At 48.1% G+C, this 19208-nt stretch carries 19 protein-coding genes; 9 read left to right on the top strand and 10 right to left on the bottom strand.

The features are described from left to right. The first annotated feature begins 2 nt into the window (after nt 1-2). Nucleotides 3-1127, top strand: a complete 1125-nt coding sequence (locus DXT99_RS24670; protein WP_115568270.1) for a PepSY-associated TM helix domain-containing protein — start codon at nt 3-5, stop codon at nt 1125-1127. A gap of 528 nt (nt 1128-1655) precedes the next feature. On the opposite strand, the gene DXT99_RS24665 is transcribed toward DXT99_RS24670, so the two are convergent. Continuing rightward, nucleotides 1656-2057 carry a hypothetical protein gene (locus DXT99_RS24665; protein ID WP_115568269.1) on the bottom strand — a complete coding sequence of 134 codons (402 nt, stop codon included), beginning with the start codon at nt 2055-2057 and terminating at the stop codon, nt 1656-1658. A gap of 155 nt (nt 2058-2212) precedes the next feature. Here DXT99_RS24665 and DXT99_RS24660 point away from each other — a divergent pair, with 155 nt between their 5' ends. Then, the gene (locus DXT99_RS24660; protein ID WP_147294305.1) at nt 2213-2656 is read left to right on the top strand and encodes a hypothetical protein; all 444 of its coding nucleotides are present in this window, start codon (nt 2213-2215) and stop codon (nt 2654-2656) included. Nucleotides 2657-2728: 72 nt separating this feature from the next. Beyond that, nucleotides 2729-3301, top strand: a complete 573-nt coding sequence (locus DXT99_RS24655) for a heme NO-binding domain-containing protein (RefSeq protein ID WP_115568267.1) — start codon at nt 2729-2731, stop codon at nt 3299-3301. A gap of 218 nt (nt 3302-3519) precedes the next feature. Here DXT99_RS24655 and DXT99_RS24650 read toward each other — a convergent pair whose 3' ends face one another. Together DXT99_RS24650 and DXT99_RS27215 are read right to left on the bottom strand one after the other, a co-directional pair. Continuing rightward, entirely contained in the window at nt 3520-3762 is a 243-nt protein-coding gene (locus DXT99_RS24650) for a hypothetical protein (RefSeq protein WP_115568266.1), read from the bottom strand. Continuing rightward, complete coding sequence (locus DXT99_RS27215; protein WP_181885250.1) at nt 3759-3917, bottom strand: hypothetical protein; 159 nt, start codon at nt 3915-3917, stop codon at nt 3759-3761. The genes DXT99_RS24650 and DXT99_RS27215 overlap by 4 nt, the downstream gene beginning before the upstream one ends. 397 nt (nt 3918-4314) lie before the next feature. Between DXT99_RS27215 and DXT99_RS24645 the strand changes: the two genes are divergently transcribed. Then, entirely contained in the window at nt 4315-4818 is a 504-nt protein-coding gene (locus tag DXT99_RS24645; protein WP_115568265.1) for a GAF domain-containing protein, read from the top strand. A 26-nt stretch (nt 4819-4844) separates the two neighbouring features. Further along, the gene (locus DXT99_RS24640; protein WP_115568264.1) at nt 4845-5417 is read left to right on the top strand and encodes a heme NO-binding domain-containing protein; all 573 of its coding nucleotides are present in this window, start codon (nt 4845-4847) and stop codon (nt 5415-5417) included. Nucleotides 5418-5464: 47 nt separating this feature from the next. Here the strand turns inward: DXT99_RS24640 and DXT99_RS24635 are convergent, their stop codons facing one another. Further along, a complete protein-coding gene (locus tag DXT99_RS24635; RefSeq protein ID WP_115568263.1) occupies nt 5465-5851 on the bottom strand; it encodes a response regulator in 387 nt (128 codons plus the stop codon). A 196-nt stretch (nt 5852-6047) separates the two neighbouring features. On the opposite strand from DXT99_RS24635, the gene DXT99_RS24630 reads away from it, so the two are divergent. Continuing rightward, complete coding sequence (locus DXT99_RS24630) at nt 6048-6263, top strand: hypothetical protein (RefSeq protein WP_147294304.1); 216 nt, start codon at nt 6048-6050, stop codon at nt 6261-6263. A 44-nt stretch (nt 6264-6307) separates the two neighbouring features. Here the strand turns inward: DXT99_RS24630 and DXT99_RS24625 are convergent, their stop codons facing one another. From DXT99_RS24625 to DXT99_RS24605, 3 genes are all read right to left on the bottom strand, one after another. Beyond that, nucleotides 6308-7393, bottom strand: a complete 1086-nt coding sequence (locus DXT99_RS24625; protein WP_115568261.1) for a sensor histidine kinase — start codon at nt 7391-7393, stop codon at nt 6308-6310. A gap of 570 nt (nt 7394-7963) precedes the next feature. Next, complete coding sequence (locus DXT99_RS24620) at nt 7964-8350, bottom strand: response regulator (RefSeq protein WP_115568260.1); 387 nt, start codon at nt 8348-8350, stop codon at nt 7964-7966. Between the two features lie 1118 nt (nt 8351-9468). Beyond that, entirely contained in the window at nt 9469-9717 is a 249-nt protein-coding gene (locus DXT99_RS24605) for a hypothetical protein (RefSeq protein ID WP_181885249.1), read from the bottom strand. A 564-nt stretch (nt 9718-10281) separates the two neighbouring features. Between DXT99_RS24605 and DXT99_RS24600 the strand changes: the two genes are divergently transcribed. From DXT99_RS24600 to DXT99_RS24585, 3 genes are all read left to right on the top strand, one after another. Continuing rightward, on the top strand, nt 10282-11070 hold the full coding sequence (locus DXT99_RS24600; protein WP_115568256.1) for an IS5 family transposase: 789 nt from the start codon (nt 10282-10284) through the stop codon (nt 11068-11070). Between the two features lie 993 nt (nt 11071-12063). Further along, nucleotides 12064-16152: a DUF7619 domain-containing protein gene (locus DXT99_RS24595; RefSeq protein WP_115568255.1), complete on the top strand. Its 4089-nt coding sequence runs from the start codon at nt 12064-12066 to the stop codon at nt 16150-16152. Nucleotides 16153-16890: 738 nt separating this feature from the next. Next, complete coding sequence (locus tag DXT99_RS24585) at nt 16891-17943, top strand: hypothetical protein (protein ID WP_115568253.1); 1053 nt, start codon at nt 16891-16893, stop codon at nt 17941-17943. A gap of 116 nt (nt 17944-18059) precedes the next feature. Here DXT99_RS24585 and DXT99_RS24580 read toward each other — a convergent pair whose 3' ends face one another. The 3 genes from DXT99_RS24580 to DXT99_RS24570 all read right to left on the bottom strand — a co-directional run. Further along, complete coding sequence (locus tag DXT99_RS24580; protein WP_181885248.1) at nt 18060-18497, bottom strand: PepSY-like domain-containing protein; 438 nt, start codon at nt 18495-18497, stop codon at nt 18060-18062. 101 nt (nt 18498-18598) lie between these two features. After that, nucleotides 18599-18823: a hypothetical protein gene (locus DXT99_RS24575; RefSeq protein WP_115568251.1), complete on the bottom strand. Its 225-nt coding sequence runs from the start codon at nt 18821-18823 to the stop codon at nt 18599-18601. A gap of 118 nt (nt 18824-18941) precedes the next feature. Then, the coding region (locus tag DXT99_RS24570) for a transposase (RefSeq protein WP_147294302.1) at nt 18942-19208 on the bottom strand (267 nt) is incomplete at its 5' end.

The following is a 19208-nucleotide window of genomic DNA, read 5'->3' as shown; positions in this document are numbered from 1 at the left end:
TCATGCGCAAATTTATCCTTCAGGTACACCTCTGGGTCGGCTTAGTAGCCGGGGCCGTGCTGTCGGTGGTCGGCATTACAGGCTCTGTGTATGTGTTCCAGCCAGAGTTGACGGTGGTGCTGTACCCACACTTGTACAAAGCAACGCCTGCTGCAAAGGCTGTGGAGGTACGGGAGGTACTGCACCAGGCCGAAGAGCAGTTCGGAAGTGAGGTGGTGACTATTAATTTCCCTTTGCGGGAGCTGGAAAACTACATCCTGAAGGTAAAAAGGAAAAAGGAGTGGCTGTTTTACGATGCCGGTACCGGAAGCTATCTGGGGGAGATGGAGCTGCGCAGGGGCCTGCTGGACGAGGTACTGGAAGTACACCGGACACTGACAGTAGGGGAGAAAGGCTCTGTTATTACAGGTACCTGTGCCTTATTGCTAGCCTTCGTGCTGGTCTCCTCTGGCGTAATGCTGTGGTGGCCTCGCAAAAAGCGCCGCCTGAAGGACGGCCTTCGCCTAAAGCCCGATGTCTCCTTTAAGCGCAGGACCTACGACCTGCACAATGTATTTGGCTTCTACTTTAGTATTCCGCTTGCTATCGTGGCGATCACAGGGGTCTATTTTGCTTTCCCGAATCAAACACAGGAAACGGTCAACACCATCACCCGCACCGCGGAGCCTATGCCGGACCCAAAGCAACTGAAGTCTGTATACCGCTCTGATGTGCCTTCTATGACGATCTACCAGGCCCTGGACCTAATGGACAGCAAGTACGGCGACTACTACAAGCGATACCTCATTCTGCCGAAAGACAGCGTGGGCTATGTGTATCTCTCTTACACCTACCAAGCTGCTATCAGTGCTGGTGCGCAATATCGACCTACCGTTTACCTGGACCAGTACACAGCCGATGTGCTGTATGAATACGATCCTACTGCTGCACCACTCGGGCACAGGGTAACGAGGAATTGGTTCATCCCTCTTCACTTTGGAGAAGTAGGTGGATATCTTACAAGAGGGCTGTGGTTTTTGCTCGGGCTGATGCCAGGTATGCTGTGGGTGACAGGCATCATTATCTGGCGTGGCAAAGCCCGAAAAGGCAAATATGTTAGAAGCGTAAGAAATAAGGTTGTCTCGTAGAACGGCCGGTTAAACTTCCGCCTACTTGTCTTTCACACCCTCGGATGATCTTTTCTAGCATGAGCAGTTCTCATACGCACAACCGCAAAACATCAGCCCCTGCTTTACACAAAAAAGCTTGTAGGCTAAAACAAGAAGGCACTTTGGAAACTGTGAAAACAAAAGAAGTAGTGCAATTTTTTCAGGGTCGTATAACGAAAGTTATGTAAAGGAGGAGAGAGAATAACCAGGCGATTAAATGAATGTGGGAGGGGGAACAGCCTATAAAGCAGCAGAATTCCCCTTACCTAGATACCCACCTCATGCTATACATATAGAATAGAATTTTCCTAAACCACCGTGTTAGACACATTTGAATAATAATATTAAAAAGCCTTAGAATAACCCTGAGGCTTTTTTAATGCCCGGTATAGCACAATTTACACTTCAATATCTATCCGCAGGTGTAAAATTTAAGTGTAAAATATTTTACTAACCTATAACCTTTACTAGCATAACCGCTGCAATAGCGTGGCTGACATCGGGAAATTAATCCAGCACCCATGCCCTTGCCTCACTATAGTCTTCAAACTCCTGACACGAGGCAGGCAATTTGCCATCAATGACATTCTTCCACATGCCATCCATGCCTCCCCCGCCATAGAAGCTTCCCTCCTTCACTACCGCCAGTTTCTCCAAGTTTGAAGCAAGTGGAGAGAACACCGGGTACCACTCTCTCCTTGCCCACACTTCGTCTGCTATCCGGAAGGCTCCTGCTTGGCTGATATCGCAGAGCCACCGTTTCACATCATGAGCCTTGGTGATTTCAATCAGAGCGACAAGTGACTCTCTATAATGGATATCTGTCGCTGTGCCGTAAAAGAAGGATTCCAGCAGTTTCTCCTTTTCACTGTAATGAATTTCAATGTATGTTGTCTGGTAAAGAATCATTCTGATTTTATTAATACTGCTTCACTCACTCCTATACGGTTGAATGGGGCACCCGAGAAATATTTCACCATAGCGCCTCAAACAAAATAAAAGACCAGCAGCACTAAAATGCCCTGCCAAATGTTGTGAAGTCCAAGAAAAGAATCCACATATATTTGAAAACTGATTTACTCCGTACACAGATGGTCCTGTTTGACAACAGTATTATCCGGTTAGACTACAACCCGGCTACCGATATCATGGAGGTAGAGTACCCTGACTTGCATGATTACCTACTCTCCGAGATAAAGCGCAGTATCGACACGCTGCTGGACACAATGAAGCACTATGACGTAAAGCGGCTCCTGCTCGATTCGACCAGAACCATCATCTCCGTTGACGATGAACAGAGACGGGAGATAGCCACCTATCTTGCTGCGGGAATGACGATGACCCGGGTGCAGAAAGTGGCACGAGTTCAATCAGCAAGCGCTTCCGAGGAGACAACAGCGCAGAACAACATCAGGCATATCCAAAAGGCGCTGACGCTCCCGTTCGAGTTGCAAAATTTCATCAATAAGACACTGGCTGTTGAATGGCTGATAGGTAAGTCTAAATAGTGCCCTCTTTTGCCTACATTATTCTTATCTTGCGTGTTGCTACCTTTTTCATGTAGCTGCAAAGGATAGTATATGAAGAACAACATTACCCACGAAGACAGGATGCACGGCTCTATTTTCGTCTTGCTCAAACGCTTCGTGGAAAGCTTATATGGTTATAGCACGTGGGTGAATCTACGTGAAGCAGCAGGTGTAAAACATGCGCCTTACCAGATGAACGAGATGTACCCCACCAGTGAAATCTTCGCCATTGTAGGCAAAGCCTCTGAACTGATGGGGATTCCACCGCACGAACTGATGGAACAGTTCGGAGAGTCCTTGGTGCCAGATTTGCTCCTGATATATAAAAAGTACGTTCGCCCGGAGTGGCGCACTTACGACATGCTGCTCAACACGGAAACGGCTATGCACGCTGCCGTCAGGAAAGAGGACAGCCGGACTACGCCACCCATACTGCTGGTCACAAAGATAAGCGACAGGCAGTTGCTTATAGATTACCATTCCAAGCGCAGGATGGGGGGAGTAGCGGTAGGAATCGTAAGAGGCATCGCTAAGCACTTTGACGAAAGCGACAAGGTAGAGGTAACGCTCCTGACGCCAGCGGGCGAGGAAGACGTTCAAGTAAAGGTAGACTTTCTGCCATAACATTCTCCTATAGAACAAACAACGAATCCGCTGCTTTCAAAAATTCATCACACCGGAACCTCTGCTATCAAGTGTGCTGGCAAATAAGCTTCTCCGTCCCGCCATCCTGACCTCGGCTCGAAGCTAAATTGAAACAGATGGCGTACCGATGCAGGCAGTGCAGGAGATATGCAGCACGAGGGAAATTGAAGAACAGCAGTAAGGCAAGGCTTCTGCCCCTACTTCAACACAGACAAACCTTCTAACAAGGCTAAATACAATCCGGAGGGATGTTTTTTGAATGTGAGTTGTGCTGTCAAATCTGTCCATTCACCATCAATGGGGATGTCATAGTCGACAGCGTAGCTACCATCGTCATACCCAATGAAGCATATTCTCTCCTTTTCCAAGTCCATCCGGTAAGGGTCGCTAATGGAAGGCATCCGCCTTTGTCCGGAGTACTCTAAAAGTGCCTCTGTCATGGTTTCGGCATCCAAAAGACACTTCTGCCATTGTCCTCTGGTTCATCTAACATATCACAGGCTTCATCCAGCTTGTTTTCAGACAAAAGCTTTACCCACTCCCTCATGAAGAGCGTGCATTCATCAAAAAAGTTCTTCTTTGTAAACATTCTCATAGCGCAACACATTCTTTCCTGCCGCTAAACATTGCAGTGAGTATCATCTTCTTGCAGAACGAGAGGGGCAACTCGACTGTTTATTGTGTCGAGGAAGTTTATGAATTTTCTAAAAAAAGAATTAAGTACTTATTCGGATTCAATTTAAGTAGTAGTCCCGCTGAAAGCCATGAATAACTACCGTAGATTTACATTGGCATTTATGAACAACTACATCAAAGGGTTGTTTGTAAGCAGGTTATCGGCAAACTGAGCCGAATAGGTGCTGCTGAGACTTTATCACATATCCGAGGTTCTCTGGATGACTGAGCGAGTTACTGTCAGGTAGCACCCAAGGATTAGCCGCTATAAGCACCGTTTCCAGCTTCAAAGCTGGTCCGAATCAAAAACTGCGACCATGGAAAACTCTTTAGGCAAGCCTATCATCCCCCAAAATGAAGAGCAACGGCTGGCAAAGCTGCGCAGCCTGAACATTTTAGACACCTATGAAGAGAACGGCACCTTCAAGCATATCGCAGCCGTTGCCTCCCGCATGTTCGGTGTGCCTATTGCGCTGGTGAATTTCGTGGTAAAGGACTATGTCGTAACAAAAGCCGGGGTTGGCATGGGCAGCACAAAAGAGGTGAGAAGAGATGTAAGCCTCTGTTCCCTTGCCGTGCTACGGTCTGATGTCACCGTTTTCGAGAACACCCTGAATGAACCCTGCCTACTGGCGAACCCTCTGGTGACTGGTGATTTCGGTCTTAGGTTTTACGCTGCGGCACCCTTGACCACGACTGATGGCTATAACATCGGGGCTGTCTGCATTGTGGACAAGAAGCCGAGGGAGTTTTCTGCGTCTGACCAGAAGATGCTGGAAACTCTCGCATCTGCCGTGATGGATGAAATAGAGAAAAAGTAAAGCGGCAACAGTGAATTATTACCCCAATGGGAGACAACTTTTCATATGAAGACCAGATGCACGGCACTATTTTCGTGCTGTGCAAACGCTATGTGGAGAGTTTGTATGATGACAGCACTTGGGCGAAATTACTTAAAGCGGCAGGCATAGAGCATGCTTCCTACCAGATGCAGGAGATGTACCCCACCAGTGAACTCTTTTCCCTTATGGCGAAAGCATCTGAACGCACAGGAATACCGCTGCACCAACTGTTGGAACGGTTCGGGGAGTTCTTGGTGCCTGACCTACTGCTAATGTACAAAAGGTATCTGCGCCCGGAATGGAACACCTATGATATGCTACTCAACACGGTAGCGGGTATGCACGCTGCCGTAAGGGAGAAGAACAATCGGAAAAGCCCGCCAATGCTACTGGTGACAAAGAAAGGCGATACGCAGTTAATAGTGGACTACCACTCCAAACGAAAAATGGCGACTTTTGCCGTTGGTGCTATCAAGGGACTCGCCAAATACTATGACGAAGACGATAAGGTAGAAGTCACGCTCCTGACGCCAGTAGAAAAGGAAAGAGTCCAGATAAGGGTGGACTTTCTATCGTAATGAAGGGGCGTGATAGCAAAACATCAGAAAGTAGCTTTTCCTGCACCTCAGTCTATAATTCTGAGCAGTTTCTCCCTCGTGAGCGGCTTGGAGAAGAAGGTCACTGCCGAATCCACGCCTGCCCTGTCTACACTTTTGTAAATCAGGCTACTGCTATTGAGTACAAGCTTCGTGCTGTTGAAGTCGACAAGGTTCAGTCTATGCAGTTCTTCCATGAAAGTGAGTCCATTCATAACAGGCATCTCAATATCGGAGATGATAAGTTCCGGCAACAGCTTTTTTTCAGTCCTCTCCTTCAACAGTTTCAAGGCATCCTCCCCGTTCGCAGCGGTTTGTACCTCCACCACCGCCCACAGTTGCCTGAGCAACCGCTGCGTGATGTATAAATAGACTGCGTCATCATCGACCAGTAATATTCTTGAAATCACCTTCATGCCTCAAATCATCTTTCCCCCGGCACCTCTTCTCCCTTCCCTCGCAACGGAAAGTAGACAAAGTAGATGTTTTCTGACCTGAGAATTGTTCAATTTAAGTAGTAGCACCTGCATTCTCAGTATTTTACTCCATGACGTTCATTATTAATCCGGCAGCAATAAAAGGGCAAGTGCCGTAATTTTGTAGATGAATTTTTTGTATGAACATATCAAGAAAGTAGAGGTAAAGCGGCTGAGTGCGTTTGAAGTCGCTCAATGCCTGTTCTACCTTCACGCTCTGACAAAGGAGGACCATGACCTGCACTGTGAAAGCCAGCCGCTCCGGGAGGAGTTGAAGGACAGGCTGCGGGAGTTGCGGAACGAGAAAGACAAAGTGCGAGGAAACTCGAATACGTTGCTGGCGGAAGATTAAGTGCCCTGCCTGATGGAACAGGAATTCTGTGCCTGTCGCTGCCTTTACCGCTGCCCTTTCAGACAGACGTGAAAGGTGGTGCCCTCGCCCAGTTTGCTCTCCACCTCAACCTTCCCCCCTGTGTCTTCTGCAAGCCTCTTCACGATGAACAGTCCCATCCCCGTGCCTTCTACATCCTTCCTGAGTCTGGTGTGCCGCTCGAAAATCGCCTCCTTCTTATCATCTTCTATGCCCACCCCGTTGTCGCTGACAGAGAGCAGAATAAAATCACCTGACGCCTCGGTTTTGATGAAAATATCTGGTGCTCTGTCAGGTGCCCTATACTTAACTGCATTGCTCAGAAGGTTATAGACGATGCTCCTGACATTCTTGCGGGACAAAATTATCTCGGGTACGTTTATTTCAGCCTTTATCTGTGCCCCTGCTTCATATATTTTGTCTTTCAAGGCGAGTTTGGCATCTTCTATCATATTTCCGAAATTCACCCGCTCTGGCACCTTGGCGAAGTCGGTGTCGCTCTCCCCTATGTCTGAGAGTTCCACAACCGTGCTGCGCAGGTTGCGCACAGACTGGCTCAACATGTCCATGACAGGCTTAGTGTCGGCTTCCTCTCCCTGCATGTCCCTCAATGCATCAACTAACCCTTCGATGTTGGAGAGGGGACCTTTGATGTCATGGGACATGGAGAAAATGATATTTTCATACCTCTTGTTGAGTTTCTCATACCGCCTCAGCATATCGATGCGGTCGTTGATGTCGATGAAGGTGATGATGACGCCATTGGTTCTGTTCTCTTTCCGGACGATGTAGGGCAGGATGTTCAACTGGTACCACCTTTTGTCGGTGGTCTGGATTTCCTTCTCCAAGTCCTTGCTGCTTTCAATCACTTCTTCGATGTTCTCGATGATGGTTGGGAAGCGGATGTTGCTGGACACATCGTCTATGTGTCTGCCCACGTCTTCGGCTGAGAGGTTAAAGTGCTTCATGGCAGGAGGGGTGAACTTGCGCAGTATCATGTCCGCATCTACAAATAGCTGAGGTATAATTGTGTTACTGAAATAATTTTCCAGTTCATCGTTCAGTTCTATAAGCTTTCTTTGTGACCGTGACTTCTTGGGTGGTTGCTCCATGTATAAAGATAACAGGTGAACGCCTAAGCACAAAGTAGCAAGGGTAAAATGCTTTTACATAGATAAATGACTGGCACAGGCAAAATGGCTTGAACCGATTAATATGCGCCCTCCACACAAACCCTGCTTCCTAATCTCCGGCAGCGTAGAATTGATTCTCACTTCACCCCTCACGTCAGCGACCAGACTTGGACGCAGGAAGTTCTGTTCCCGCAGCTTAGGCAAGCCAGCCTTCGAAGTTTTGGGGTGGTCGTGTAAGAGGCGTTTTCCGGCAGACTGTCACAGACAACCTATGCAGTAAGTCAAACCGGGGATTCAAGGAAAAAATAAAGATAATAGCTTTCATTGACTCGGCAAGCGCAGAAGACTGGCTGCTGGCAAAAAAATACTACCAACGGTTTCCTATTCCCTTGCTATCCCTCTGGAAAAGGCAGCGCCCATACTTTTCTCGCTCTATAAGGAATATTGTATTGTGATACTCCACGTAGTGTTTTGATGATAGACCAACCGAGGTCAGCAGGAGGCTTGGCTTTAATTCCTCCTGCCTTGCACATTTTAACGGGGCTGACGTCAGGCAAGAATATCGAGTAGGCTTTGCTTGGTGAGGGGCTTTGGCAAGTATGTTGCCGCCATGTGTCTTTTGGCTGAGGCAATGTGCAGAGGGTCCACAGATGAAGTCAGGAGCACGATTTGCGTATCAATCAGGTTCACCACCCGGAGCTTCCCAAGTTCTTCCAGCAGGGTTAAGCCACTCATATCGTGCATGTTGATATCTAGAAGGATTAACTGTGGGAGCAGCCTCTTTTTCTTTGCCTCTACCAGCAGTTTCATACCTTCCGAACCACTTTGCGCTGTCTGAATCTCCGCACCAGCGCACATGTTGCTCACAACTCTCTTTGTAAGGAAGACGCTGGTAGCATCATCATCGATGATTAGCACTCTTCTGATGTATTCCATGCAACTGCTGTAGGTGCTAATTTAATCTAAGTGTATAAACATACAAATAATAACTGTGCTTGCAAAAGTAGCCCCATCTTGCTCCGACCATTCCTGCTTATCTGTTCAAAATGGGTTATGATTCTGAGATAAGCTAAGTAACCACCACCCCTGCGTCAGTAAAATGGAGGCTACGTTTGCACCTCTAATTGGTAAGAATCGCTGTTCAACAAACTGTGGCTTTATCCCTTCGATACTGGATAAGCGTAACCTTACACCAACTGTTAATGCTTATGGAGACTTTTTGTGGTGAATCCAGCCAAAAACCGCAAATAATTATCCATAAACCATATAGTTCGAGTCCACTGCGGAGTAAAAGGAAAGGGGCTGTATGTAAAGGACTTTCTTTGGCTGGATAGTGATGGCATAGACTGTTCCATGTACAGCCAAAAGCTTCTCCGGGTAAGAAAGGCAGAGTTTACTACTTACCTCCTGCGGTAAGTTGCCGTATCCCTTATCATGGCGTACATGCTGGAATATATTAGGAAGTTGGATGTGGGGAAGCTGAGCGCAAACGAAGCAGGTCAGTGCCTGCTGTACCTTCATTACTTGTGCAGGGATAATCCTGACTTACAGAGGGAGTTTCAGCCGACAAAAGAGAAGCTGAAAGAGAGACTGGCGGAGTTAAATCACCTGTGATAGACACTACACAATCATACAGGTTACCATTCACAGTCTAAATAAAAACAGACAGATGGATGGTTTACTTTGGCTGCCGATGTAATACGCTCTCTGCTCAAAGTTGCTTCTTTTGTCTGATTCCTGCATTAGTGAGTATAGCATAGTACTCTCTTTCTGTGACTTCGCAAACGGATTCACCGCAAATACAAAAGAGGGTGTCCATGCATCTGTCATCTGCAATAACAATTGCCTCTCCCTCACTGCTGGCTTTGACTGCAACCCATGTCTTTACCGAACTATGAGAAAGCGTAAGCATAACCTTGAAGAATGTTTTCATAGTAGAAAAGTAGAATGTGGTATGTATTAAACAAGTAAGATTAGCAGTGAACACCACTAAGCATTTTTTGACAAAACTTTGCTGCCTGTACCAAGGTTGGCAGGTTACACTAATGGTATAATTACTTAGGCAGAATGATGTAATACTCTTCCTGAATAAATGTAAAGGAGTTATTTTTTAATGCATCCACATCCGCACACAGGTTGTGGTGCAGGTGGCGAATAAGATAGGAGCTAACACTTTGCTGGTGAAGGTATGAGCAGAATTCGTCAAGCCTTTCCAGATAAACTTCGTCACTGCCTGCTTCTGGAAGGGGTGCGTCCAGAAACCTTTCTATAGTAACCAGTTCCGGGAAAGAAGCCTTATGCATGGCTATGGTAGCATAAAGTTTTCCAACTATGATGCTAAATCTTTCCTTTGTACCACCGCTATCAGGCATATGCAATACTGTAGGCATCGTTGCTTTGTTTGCATCAACTTACAGCGCACAGATACAAGCTATGGTACAGGCAGGCTTAAATCAATCGGTTTACATATACACCTTGTCTGTTTATTGAAAGTTTAGCTATAGACAGGAAGTGTTGAGATTTAAATACAAAAGTTTTTGGTGAATAGTTCGCATTAATCGCAAAAGATACTTAGAATGATTATAAGTATTTTTAACATACTGTATAAGTATTTTTTATATACTGTTGTAAGTATGCTTATTAAAAGTCTAACCCATTACGTCAGCAAAATAGCATAGGTAAGAGAGTCGGCTTACTCAAGTTCTTTGTTCATAAATCCTAAAAGAGGGTCTACTTGTACGGTGATGTGATGTTTTATTCTACATAGGTGTAAGCTCAACTAATGATTATTACACTTAGAGGCTGTTTTGATTTAGCTGGATAAAAAAGCAGGTGCCGGCTGTTGGGTAAGAAAAGTTTGCAGACTTATGGCTTACCCCAGTGATTTAACCGACACCCAATGGCAATGTATAGAAAAGATACTAGAAGATGAAACACTTGACAGGAAGCGCATCTGGCCGCTGCGCAGCATTCTTGATGCCATCTTCTATGTGAGCAAAGGAGGCATTCAGTGGCGCATGATGCCCCTGGAGCTTCCGCCCTGGCAGACAGTCTACTACTATTACCGCAAATGGCGCCAGAACGGCGTGTGGGATTTGCTCCATGAGAGCCTGCGCAGCAAGGTCAGGGGCAAGCACGGAAAGGCAGACTCCCCGAGCGTGGGCATTCTAGACTCGCAGAGCGTGAAGACCGCTGAACAGGGAGGGCAAAGGGGCTATGACGCGGCCAAGCGGATAAAAGGGCGCAAGCGGCACCTGGTGGTGGACACGCTGGGGCTGATGATAATGGTGATTGTGCACCGGGCCGACATCAGTGAGCGGCGGGGAGGAATGTACCTGCTCCTGCGCATAGCCTCCAGGATAGCCCAATTTAGCAGGCTCCGGGTCTTCTTCGCCGACCAGGGCTACGGCGGGCAAAGGATGCGGGACTGGGTCAGGAGCACCTTCCAGTTGTTGGGCTGGAGACTTCAAATAGTGAACAAGATTCACAAGAAGGCTTTTGTGGCCTTGCCCAAACGATGGATTGTGGAGCGCACCTTCGGCTGGTTTAACCTCTACCGAAGGCTCTCCAAGGACTATGAACGCAGCACCAAGTCAGCCGAGACAATGATACAGATTACCATGATACACATCATGCTTAAGAAATTATCTAAATGAAATCAAAACAGCCTCTTAGGCCGTATTAAAATACCCCCGGTTTCTGTGACTGCATTTCAACCAGAGCAAAGCGCACATTAGGTAAGTTTCCCAAGAGGTTGCCCTGCTTTGAAAAGAGACTGCCGGTGATATGCTTGGATATATGAATATTGACTACCTTGCGCGCCTCAAGAGCTTTCTGCTCTTTTCATCATAAATGGTCCCTGCGGACTTATGCTTTGTAAAAGGAAAGGCTGCCCGATAAAGGCAGCCTTTCTTGTTCCGCTGAAAGCCAGGCGATGCGGCAGGAGGCAAAAAAGTACCGCTGTTTTAAACGCACCTCCTACTGTGCAGCACTATGTCAACAAAAGGGACACAACATCACACATCAAAAGCGGCACTCCGCAGCAGTAAAAGAAGCTATTGAGCGGTAGAGTAGGTTGATTCCCGCCATAACCGGCTGTGAACGGTCATGCTGCAGCTTTTTATTACACCTGTTGCTGAGCCGCCAAGGCTCCAGCAAGGCTTAGCAAGGCCCAAAAATGATGCAGCAACAGCCAGCAACAGCCCAGCAACAGCCCAGCAACAGCCAGCAACAACCCAGCAACAGCAGCACTAAGCGTTGCTCGGCTTAAACGGTCAAAATAGAAGAGACCCTATAAGCCGTCTCAAAATCTTCACGTTTTCTGGGAAAAGTTTGTCAATCTATATCAGGACGAGGCAACATAACAGCAACACTTTAGAAGGGTACAGAAGTAGCCAGAAGGGCCAGGAATGATGGGCAACACTTTGTGTTAATTATCATGAACGGGCGCAATAGAAAATACCCCTTAATCCTTATCAAGAACTCCCCGCTTTGTGTGACAGCAAACCATTGCAAGCCGGATAAAGCTGGGAAATATACTTCAACAGCAAGATTGTTGTGTAGAAACTATATATTATATTTAAAATATCTACCTTTAGAGCCTGTTACTGAATCACCTATACTTCATAACCGACGTTCATTTTTAGCCTATGAGAGCATTTATACTTTTTTGCTTTTTCACTTCACTCTCCATAACTGCATTTGCCCAGGTAGCCATTCAACCAGTAATTTTCAGTAGCATAGAAAACGACCGTATAGCAGATGCCGCCACAGCAGAGAACGGGGATATGTATGTGCTCATGAGCCTGGGGCGGTCAGAATATCCGGGACCTAATTGGGGTGATATCATTACACCTGACACCACAAGATCTGCCCTTTACTCTGATTACATGGTTATGATCTTTGATAAAACGGGCAAGCTTAAAGGACAGAGAAATGTAAGTAATATAGGAAACTACCTTAATTCAATAGCGATAGACAAAGCCGGCAATATTTACATTACAGGAAGGGAGTTTTCGTATTCTTTCGTAGTTGCCAAACTTGACCCGGACTTCAGGTTAATCTGGAAAGTTACTGAGGGTTCCAGCTCTACCTTTGCAGGTAATAAAGTTTTGGTGGATAAAGCGGGTAATGTTTACGTGGCTGGTGATATAAGCGGCTGGTTCGTATTTGATTTAAGACTTCGGGAGAGGATGTGCTGTGGCTCCTCCGCTTTCCTGGCCAAGTTTAGTCCAGATGGTAAATTGATTTGGGTGAAGGCCGGAACAGGAGATAGCCTCGATTCACACGCCAAATCCATCGCTTTTGACAAGGAAGGAAACATAGTGCTGGTAGGTTCTATGATGTATTCCGGTAAGTTTGGGGAATTTAGTTTGAGCACGGGCTATGGTTATGAGCGGTTGCTCGCTATAAAGTACACCCGGGACGGTGAAGAGGTGTGGGCTAAAATTTATGGTGAATACAAAAGCTATTCAGAAGCCAGCGATGTTGTTTTTGATGAGTTTGGTGACATGTACATAGCCGGCACCTATGCCTATAGCTCCACGTTTGGTTCCCATCCACTCCCGAATCGCGCTGACGTGAGAGACGCCCTGGTAGTAAAAATGGATACCAATGGGGAAGTACTCTGGGCAAAGGAGGCGGGCCTCTCTAAGGGCTTCTGCATGTTTACCAGCATCGCCTACAGCTTGGGAAAACTACATGTAACGGGCTACGAAGACTATGGTGGTTCCTACTATGAAAGCAAGCCTGTTATAGCCAGCTTTAACCAGGACGGCACCCATAACTGGACGTCCAGCCTGGGCCAGGGGAATAGCGCGAAAGGCTCCAAGATTCTGCTCTCACATGATAAGGTAAGCCACGTATTTGGTTCATTCAAATATGAATTCAACGTTTCCGGCCACACCTTTCCTACCTATGGTCCGGAAGGCAACTTCTATGAGGACAACTTTTACGTTCAGGTTAAAGACACGATTGCTTCTCCCTACGTTAATTCTATAAGCGGAAAAGTCTATCAAAATAACAGTGCCGACTGTAACCCGAGTGGTTCTGGCAGGGGCATCGAAAACACAGTCGTGATAGCAACTCCTGGCCCCTTCTTTGGCATAACAGATGCGGATGGCAACTATAGGATTGATGTGGCACCTGGCACTTACACCGTTAGCCCGGTACTGGAGGAGAGAGTTGGATTTGCAATCGCCCCCTCCTGTCCGGGCTCTGGGCATGTAGAAAATGTGGATGTGGAGGCGCTTGGCGGTGCTATCTCTGGCATCAACTTCGGCAACCGGGTCACACTCTCTCCCTACCTCTCCGTCAGCGTCTCCTCCACCCGCCGACGTCGCTGCTTCGAAAGCACCACAACCGTTCGCTATAGCAACTCCGGTTTTGCCACTGCACCTGATGCCAAAGTGTATGTAAAGCTCCCGGCGGAGGTAGGGTTGACCGCTTCAGACAAAGCCTATACCCGCCTGCCGGATGGCACTTATGTATTCGCCGTGGGTGACCTGGCAGCCGGCCAGCGTGGAACGATCACCATCGAAGACATTGTAACATGCGGCGACGAGAGCGTGCGTGGCCGCACCGTCTGCACCCGCGCCTGGATGACGCCTTCTAATAACAAACCTGCCCAACCGACACCGACCATCACCATCACCGGCCGCTGCGACGCCGAGTCAGGTATGATTCGCTTCGTCATCCGCAACTCCGGCGCAGCCGACATGGAACAGCACGAACTGTTCCGCAAGTTTGCCAACGGAGAGCTATCCTCCATTGAGCAGTTCCGCCTTGCCGCCGGCGACAGTATGGTACTACGGGTTCCTTCAATGGGCTACACCTGGCGACTGGAGGCGGACCAGCCGAATGGCAACGGCGACAATACACTAGCCAGCGTGACAATAGAGGCCTGCACCGCTGCCAATGCAGGCACAATTGTGAGTTCTGGCTTAGTGAATCTTATGCCAACAGATGACGAGGAAGCCGAAGTATCGGAAGAGTGCATGATGATTACCGACTCCTATGATCCAAACGATAAGCTGGTGACACCCGTGGGAAGAACATCTGAAAACTATACCCCTACCAACACCGCGCTCAAGTACAAGATCCGCTTCCAGAACACGGGCACCGATGTAGCCTACCGCGTGGTGGTGGTCGACACGCTTTCTGAGCACCTGGACCTGAGTACGCTGCAGGTCTGGGCCGCTTCGCATGCCTCCCGCTTTGAGGTGAGCGGCAAGGGCCAGCCGGTGCTTACCTGGACCTTCGACAACATCATGCTGCCTGACAGTACCACCGACGAGCCGGGCAGCCATGGCTACATTCAGTTCAGCATCAAACCGAAAGCAGATCTGCCGGAGAAAACTGCTGTGGAGAACTATGCCGACATTTTCTTCGACTTCAATTCTGCTATCCGCACCAACGTCACCGTCAACCGCATCTACGACATGCCACCAGTGGTGAACGAGGCGGTGCGGATGAACCTGGAGGATGTGCTGGCCACACCGGCCATCGCGGCTTTTGAACCTGCTGCCGGCAGGTTTGGTGCGGAGGTCATCATCACAGGCAAACGCTTCGTCGCCAATGCCACCGACAATAAAGTATACCTGAACGGGAAAGCCGCCACTGTTGTCAGCGCCACCACCTCAGAGCTGCGCGTGCTGGTACCTGCAGGTGCGACTACTGGAACCTTAAAAGTAATTACCCCGGACGGTGGAAACAACACTTCAGGAGCCTTTGAGGTTTACCAGCCACCTGTGTTAAACTCCTTCAGCCCTGCAGAGGGTTTGGTAGGCCAAACGGTAACCCTGCAGGGGCAGCACCTGCAACCGGAGCTGTTCGGAGTTCTAAGGCTGGGGGACCTAGAATGCGAGATTATACACCACAGTGGCAACTCGATAACGGTAAAGGTTCCTGCCGGAGCCACGACAGGTACCTTCGGGATCAGCACAAAAGGCGGTGAGGCGATGAGCGCCGCTCCTTTTGCTGTGTGGTACAAACCTGCCATCAGCAGACTGAGCAAAGAGACGGACATTGTAGGGGTTTCTATCACCATCACAGGCGAAAATTTTGCCGCTGACAAGGCACGGAACAAAGTGCTTTTTGGACAGGTAGTGGCGCAGGTGCTGGAGGCAACCCCTCAACAACTGATGGTGCGGGTGCCGGAGCAGGCAACGTCCGGCTTCATTACAGTAGAGACACCAGGCGGACAGGCAGCTACGCATTTCGAGGTGATTCCAGGGCCGGGATTCACGGCTATGCAGCCGGCACAGGGAAGCGTGGGAACGGTGGTGGAGATCAGCGGCCAGCACTTCGGCATTAAGGGGCTGCAGGACAGGATCGCATTCAACGGGCAGGAAGCGCTGGTTCTGGAAGCCTCAGGCGACAGGTATAAGGTAAGGGTTCCACGCGGTGCCACAACCGGCAAGGTACAGATAACGGGCTATGGTGGTAAAGCCTATAGCAACGCAGACTTTGTGGTGGTGGAGCTCCAGCCGGCAGAGGCCATACAGGTATACCCGAATCCTAACTCCGGCTACTTCACGCTTAATCTACAGCACGCCGACTTTGATGTGCAGTCCGTGGAAATCTTTGATAGAATAGGCAAGTTAATCCATACCACCACCGTTGATGGGCCACGGCCAGAAAAACTGGAACTGCAGATCAGGTCGGTAAAACCTGGCCTCTATACCTTACACGTTAAATCTGAACGCGGGATGATCATTAAGAAGATAACATTGCTCTAGTTGCCACATATTTGTAATAGTTCTAATAATCTTCATTGCTACCTCTTGTGAGAACAGGGAGGTAAAGTACTCTGGTTTAAATGATTTTATGGTAAGAGACCAGCAAGTCGTACTCTTTTAATAACGGCAAATTTTAGCCATAATGACCTTATGTATTAGCCGTTAACCTACTCTGTGGCTCCTTTCTTAACATAGCAGGCGTTATACGGCTTTGAAGTCTGTCGCCCGCCCAACTTTTGCTAATCCATAAACATGTGTGTCCGTATGGAAGGGTGTGTTTAAGTGATTTTAGAAAACAAGAAAGGCTCCTCGCGGTGAGGAGCCTTTCTTGTTTGTAGCCTATAAGCTACTTTATGATAATTACGAGCAGCTAAAAATATACACCCACGCGCAAAAGGTGGCCCAGCTCGCTAAAGCGCAGCTAGAAAAAAGGTTATTTAAGGAAAGTGGGTACAGGCTTACAATCTACCTGCCTGGGCCACTACCGAAGCACCGCTCCGGGCTCTGTTCCTTGTATTTTATAAAACATCAGAGTGAAGACAAAAATAGCCTTACAGAGCTATAAACCCTACTTTAGGTCTTGTTCTTGAGAAAGAGTGGCTACTATAGACTTCCAGATAGCTTTTATTCCTTAACTCGTACAAGCGTATCAGGCATTGGAAATAGTGTTTGGACTTCTTCAATACTCAACTAGAACCGTAGAGAGAAAAGAAAGTAACCTTAAAAGGCTTTCTCATCATGATTATAGTTCAAATGCGGGTTTACAACTTTAAAATCTGGATGCCCCTGCGCCTTGCTTGTGCTTTACGCTCTACTGATTTCTTTGCTTTCACCCGCTTTCCTGCTATTTACTGTCTATTGTTGGGCATAATTCTGCTAGTTAGCAGCTGCAACACCGCTACTCTTTCTTTAGACCCTGAAAATATACCTGAAGAAAGTGAGTGTGCCACCCGCACGCACGTTATGACTACCCGTGGCCATACTGTGCTGTCAGATGCGGAACTGGCCGCTGATTCTCTTCTCGCCCGTACCTTCTCAGATGATGCCCTCCAAACGGCCAATCTCTGTGGCGTAGCGCCCCTGCTGAGGGAACTGTTAGCCACATCCCCTGGATCGGTGCAGCGGCTACTGGTTCGCCAGCGCATAAGCGAGCGGTTGGATGATGTCTCGTTGGAAATTTCCAGCACCGCAGCTGTGTTGGATTGCGAGGAGGAACGCGCTGACCAAATCGCTGATTACCTGTTGGACGCAGCTCAATCGCGTGTTAAGCAGCTTACCTTCCTGACTATCCTGCTTGGGGCACTGGGTACGGTAGCCACGGGGATAATGGCTATATTGAAGGTGCGTAAAAAGATTTACCGCTCCTTAGGCATTGCTGTTGGTGTGATGACAGCTGGTCTTAGCTACACTGGCATGCGTACATCCGCTGCGGCCGATGTTCCCTTTTTACACGAGCGCAACGCATTGGGCGATATATGGCATGGAGAAGCTGAATCACAAATATTTCCGGCCACCGTCTGGCATTTCCTGTCTCGGCCCGGCATTCGCGGAAAGGGGCAGACCCCGCGGCGGGAACACTTGCTGAACCGGTGGCTGTCAGCTGGAGAATTGGGGGCTAAGGAAGAGGAAGAAAAGCAGCGGCTGGTGGATTTACTCTTCGGAGAGGGCGGTATCTACAAGGCGGATGAGTTACGCATCCGCGCCAACCTCCACGACCAACTTGAATCAAGTGTCAACTTAATGAAAAATGACCTACAGAAGCTCGTCTGGGAGATCTCAGAGGTGGAATAAGGCAATCTTGTCTTCTGTGTTATACCCATACATAGACTGTAAGGTAAAAGAGGCTGCTCCGGAAGTACGGGCAGCCTCCTGCTGTGCTAAAGTATACCTTTTAGGGAATCACCGTCTTAATCTCTTTCCCGATTAACCAGCTCACCCTCGGGTGTGAAGTACAAATTGTACTCCTGATCACCTCTTTCAACCTCAATTTTATATAGCTTTGCGTGTGCAGGTGTCTCCACCTCGTCAAAGTTATCACCCTGTTCCCAGGCAGCATACTCCGAGTTTGCAAGCGCAGTCAATACGGCCTGCGGCACTTCTGACCTGTTGACGTCTCGTTCTGTTTTTAACCATTCGCCATTAGCGCTAAATTTGGCTTCATAGGTCTTGCCGTCTCTGTTAAATGTGGCCTCGTACTTATTATCATCTTCTCTGTCCCAGGAAGGAGCAGTCATGTTCGGATATTTATTTTTAAAAGCATCCTGCACTCCCTGCGGGACAGAAGATTCCTGTGCAAAAACTATAGTAATACTGGCAATCAGGAAAATGAGAGTTGTTTGTATCATTTTTGTTTTCATAATCAGTTTGTTTCGTTAGCAGTAAAAAACCTGTTTACTATGCGAACAGTGCTTTTTTAAGTATTCTGCTCGATATTGTCCTATTTTTTTTACGCTGTATTGGGGGAAGGGTTTATGAGGTGCGCCTCCACTGGCATAGGCAGTTTGTAGAGCGGGAGCCGGAGAAGCTCTTCAGCCGGACTGAATTGTTGTAGTTCCTGCTGCTCTAGCGGCTCTCGCTGAGGATCATCGCCCGCCTGCTCGAGGTGAGTGTGGGGTGGCTGGTGCCGCGCGTGAAGGCGCTCTGGCAGCAGAGGCTTTGCCTTTAGAATCACTGGAAAGTACCAAAACCTTATCCTTCGATTCCAGCCTGTGGAGGGAGTTTCACTTATAACTCATCTTATGAACTGTGTCAAAAAGCAAGTGTTTTCGTCTGTTTTTTAGCAGTTACATTCAACTATTTGCACAGTAAACCTCCCCTGAATTTACGATACCAAACACCTGCTTAAGGAGTTTATTGATCACCGCTACCAAAGCCACTTTTTTTGCTTTCCCTGCCGCGACCATCCGCTCATATAGCTCTCGGCAACCTTTATTGTAAACCTTTGCTGCCATGGAACACATGTAGAGCGTGGCTCTTATATTTTTGTCACCTATCCGGCTAATCCCCCTGTAACCTCGGATTGATGTTCCTGACTCATTGATGCAGGGGCAGATCCC

It is taken from the genome of Pontibacter diazotrophicus (genome assembly GCF_003367245.1).
Lineage (GTDB): Bacteria > Bacteroidota > Bacteroidia > Cytophagales > Hymenobacteraceae > Pontibacter > Pontibacter diazotrophicus.
This window is presented reverse-complemented; position numbering and strand designations above follow the sequence as displayed.

What these genes read in the sequence shown, in the direction of transcription:
- DXT99_RS24580 (WP_181885248.1), bottom strand. Translation starts at nt 18,497, where the DNA reads ATGATACAAACAACTCTCATTTTCCTGATTGCCAGTATTACTATAGTT.
- DXT99_RS24600 (WP_115568256.1), top strand. Translation starts at nt 10,282, where the DNA reads ATGGCTTACCCCAGTGATTTAACCGACACCCAATGGCAATGTATAGAA.
- DXT99_RS24605 (WP_181885249.1), bottom strand. Translation starts at nt 9,717, where the DNA reads ATGCATAAGGCTTCTTTCCCGGAACTGGTTACTATAGAAAGGTTTCTG.
- DXT99_RS24655 (WP_115568267.1), top strand. Translation starts at nt 2,729, where the DNA reads ATGAAGAACAACATTACCCACGAAGACAGGATGCACGGCTCTATTTTC.
- DXT99_RS24595 (WP_115568255.1), top strand. Translation starts at nt 12,064, where the DNA reads ATGAGAGCATTTATACTTTTTTGCTTTTTCACTTCACTCTCCATAACT.
- DXT99_RS27215 (WP_181885250.1), bottom strand. Translation starts at nt 3,917, where the DNA reads ATGAGAATGTTTACAAAGAAGAACTTTTTTGATGAATGCACGCTCTTC.
- DXT99_RS24585 (WP_115568253.1), top strand. Translation starts at nt 16,891, where the DNA reads ATGATTATAGTTCAAATGCGGGTTTACAACTTTAAAATCTGGATGCCC.
- DXT99_RS24665 (WP_115568269.1), bottom strand. Translation starts at nt 2,057, where the DNA reads ATGATTCTTTACCAGACAACATACATTGAAATTCATTACAGTGAAAAG.
- DXT99_RS24650 (WP_115568266.1), bottom strand. Translation starts at nt 3,762, where the DNA reads ATGACAGAGGCACTTTTAGAGTACTCCGGACAAAGGCGGATGCCTTCC.
- DXT99_RS24635 (WP_115568263.1), bottom strand. Translation starts at nt 5,851, where the DNA reads ATGAAGGTGATTTCAAGAATATTACTGGTCGATGATGACGCAGTCTAT.
- DXT99_RS24620 (WP_115568260.1), bottom strand. Translation starts at nt 8,350, where the DNA reads ATGGAATACATCAGAAGAGTGCTAATCATCGATGATGATGCTACCAGC.
- DXT99_RS24645 (WP_115568265.1), top strand. Translation starts at nt 4,315, where the DNA reads ATGGAAAACTCTTTAGGCAAGCCTATCATCCCCCAAAATGAAGAGCAA.
- DXT99_RS24670 (WP_115568270.1), top strand. Translation starts at nt 3, where the DNA reads ATGCGCAAATTTATCCTTCAGGTACACCTCTGGGTCGGCTTAGTAGCC.
- DXT99_RS24640 (WP_115568264.1), top strand. Translation starts at nt 4,845, where the DNA reads ATGGGAGACAACTTTTCATATGAAGACCAGATGCACGGCACTATTTTC.
- DXT99_RS24625 (WP_115568261.1), bottom strand. Translation starts at nt 7,393, where the DNA reads ATGGAGCAACCACCCAAGAAGTCACGGTCACAAAGAAAGCTTATAGAA.